This is a genomic window from Streptomyces boluensis (genome assembly GCF_009908195.1).
GTDB classification, from domain to species: Bacteria; Actinomycetota; Actinomycetes; order Streptomycetales; family Streptomycetaceae; genus Streptomyces; species Streptomyces boluensis.
Genome location: NZ_JAAAHS010000621.1, coordinates 1 through 2,557 on the forward strand (window position 1 = coordinate 1; position 2,557 = coordinate 2,557).

The following is a 2,557-nucleotide window of genomic DNA, read 5'->3' on the forward strand; positions in this document are numbered from 1 at the left end:
CCGATGGAGTCCCCCTGTGAACCGCCGCACCGCCCTGGCCCTGGCCGTCACGTCCGCGCTCGCCCTCACCACCGGCTGCGGCGCGTCGAGCGCCGACGAGGGCGGGGGCTCCCGGCCCGGCCCCGGGGCCAAGGGCAGCAGCATCAACCTGGAGCCGAAGCAGAACCGAGTCCAGGCGAAGAAGGTGCCGGAGATCGCCAAGCTCGTACCGGACCGGATCCGGGAGCGCGGCACCCTCGACGTCGTCAACTCGGCAGGTTCCACACCGCCGTTGACGTTCTACGCGACCGACGACAGAACCGTGATCGGGGTGGAGACGGACCTCGCGTCGCTGGTCGCGGACGTGCTCGGCCTGAAGGTGCGCTACCACTCGGTGGACTGGGCGAACATCTTCGTGGGCCTGGACAGCGGCAAGTACGACGCGGGCTTCTCCAACATCACGGTCACGGAGGAGCGCAAGGAGAAGTACGACTTCGCCACGTACCGCCTCGACACCATCGCGTTCGAGGCGAAGAAGGGCAAGGACTGGAAGGTGAAGGGCCCCGCCGACGTGGCGGGCCGCACCATCGGGGTGTCCTCGGGCACCAACCAGGAGAAGCTGCTCGTCGACTGGAGCGAGCGGAACGTGAAGGCGGGCCGGAAGGCCACACAGATCAAGTACTTCCAGAACAGCAGCGACTACTACCTGGCGCTCGGCTCGGGCCGTATCGACGCCTATCTGGGCCCCAACCCGGTCGCCTCGTACCACGCGAAGACGACCGGGCAGACCGAGGTCATCGGCACGTTCTCGGGTGCGGGCGAGGGCGTCGAGGGGAAGATCGCCGCGACCACGAAGAAGGACAACGGCCTGGTCAAGGCCCTGCACAAGGCTGTGCAGCGCGTCGTCGACCACGGCGAGTACCGCAAGGTCCTGAAGCGCTGGGGCCTGACCGGCGAGGCCGTGCGCACCTCCGAACTCAACCCGGAAGGGCTGCCGAAGACATCATGAGGTTCCAGGTCCTGTCCATCATCCACCACTCGCCGCACCCGCTCACCGGCGAACTCCCCACGGCCGCCGAGCGGTTGGCGCAGGTCGTGGACATCGGGGTGAGCGCCGAGGAGCTCGGCTTCGACGCGTACGCGGTCGGGGAACGGCACGCGGGCCCCTTCCTGTCGTCGAGCCCCACGGTCGTCCTCGGCGCGCTCGCCGCCCGCACCTCGCGGATCCGGCTGCTCACCGGGGTGACCGTGGTCGCGATCCTGGACCCGGTGCGGGTCGCCGAGGAGTACGCGACCCTGGACCAACTCTCCCGAGGGCGCGTGGAGTTGGTCATCGGCAAGGGCGCGGAGGCCGGCCACTTCGACCTGTTCGGGCTCGACGAGGCGCGGCAGTGGGAGTACCAGGCGGAGAAGTACGAGCTGCTGCGCCGGCTGTGGCGGGAGGAAGGGCTCGACTGGGAGGGGGAGTTCCGGCCGCCGCTGAAGAACGTGACGACGGTGCCACGGCCGTACGCGGGCCCGCCCCGCGTGTGGCACGGCTCGGCGACGAGCCTCAACTCCCCCGAGCTCGCGGCCAAGCACGGCGATCCGCTGTTCACGGCCAACGCGGTACAGCCGCGCCCCGCGTACGCGAAGCTGATCCGGTACTACCGCGAGCGGTTCGAGGCGTACGGGCACGATCCGGCGCGGGCTCATGTGGCGGCGGGTTCCGGCGGGTTGCTCATCGCGCAGAGCGAGGGGGACGCGGTGCGGCGCTACAAGGAGCTGTACGAGGCGCGGGTACGGCAGAGCTTCCGGCCGCACCTGGAGGGCCGGGCGGGGTACAACACGCCGTTCAGGACCATCGAGGAGGCCATCGCGGACGGGCCCCAGCTCATAGGCAGCCCGCAGCAGATCATCGACAAGATCCTCGGCTACCACGAGGTGTACGGGCACGATCTGCAGTCGGTCACCGTGGACGGCTTCGGCCTGTCCACGGCCGAACAGCTGGAGCAGCTCCAGTGGTTCGCGGAGGAGGTGGCACCGGCGGTCCGCAGGGCGGCACCGACGCGGCTCTGGGATGCGGCGCCCTGAACCCCACCTGATCTGCCTGAACCACACCCGGCCTGAACCCCACCTGACCTGCTTGAACCATGTTTCTGAGACAGCTCGTATCGGATGATGAGATGCGGTTGAGTTCGACCGCGAGTTCGGACAGGGTTCCGGTCATGCCGCGCCTCCACCGAACTCCCGAGCACACCGCCTTCCGGCTGGTGCTCATCGGTGTGCACGCACTCGCGGTGTCCGACAACCACTGTCGCTGAGCGCACCGGGCTCCCCGGCGGGCGTTCCCCGCCTCCTCCTTTCCGGGCCCGGACTCCGACTCCGTACGCGGTAACTCCCTTTCCGTGTCGTCGGTTCGGCCTCGCTCGGCCCCGTGTCTCCCGCGCGGCCCACGCCCGCCTTCCGACGGCACCCCTTGCCTCGAAAGGCCTCTTTTCCCATGCGTGATCGCAGAGCCATGTTCCGGCGTGCCGCCACCACCGTCGTCGTCCTCGCCCTGGCCGGGGGCCTCGCCGCCTGCGCCGGTCCGCAGGAG

At 69.5% G+C, this 2,557-nt stretch carries 2 protein-coding genes; both read left to right on the forward strand.

Translation table 11 applies throughout. The annotated features are described in order from the left end of the window. The first annotated feature begins 16 nt into the window (after positions 1-16). Positions 17-988: an ABC transporter substrate-binding protein gene (locus tag GUY60_RS36695; RefSeq protein WP_161705834.1), complete on the forward strand. Its 972-nt coding sequence runs from the start codon at positions 17-19 to the stop codon at positions 986-988. After that, positions 985-2,052, forward strand: a complete 1,068-nt coding sequence (locus GUY60_RS36700; protein ID WP_161705835.1) for an LLM class flavin-dependent oxidoreductase — start codon at positions 985-987, stop codon at positions 2,050-2,052. Before GUY60_RS36695 ends, GUY60_RS36700 begins: the two co-directional genes overlap by 4 nt. The last annotated feature ends 505 nt before the right edge of the window (positions 2,053-2,557 follow it).

Bases quoted from the DNA above. Each gene is read 5' to 3' on its own strand.
- GUY60_RS36700 (WP_161705835.1), top strand. From the start codon at position 985: ATGAGGTTCCAGGTCCTGTCCATCATCCACCACTCGCCGCACCCGCTC.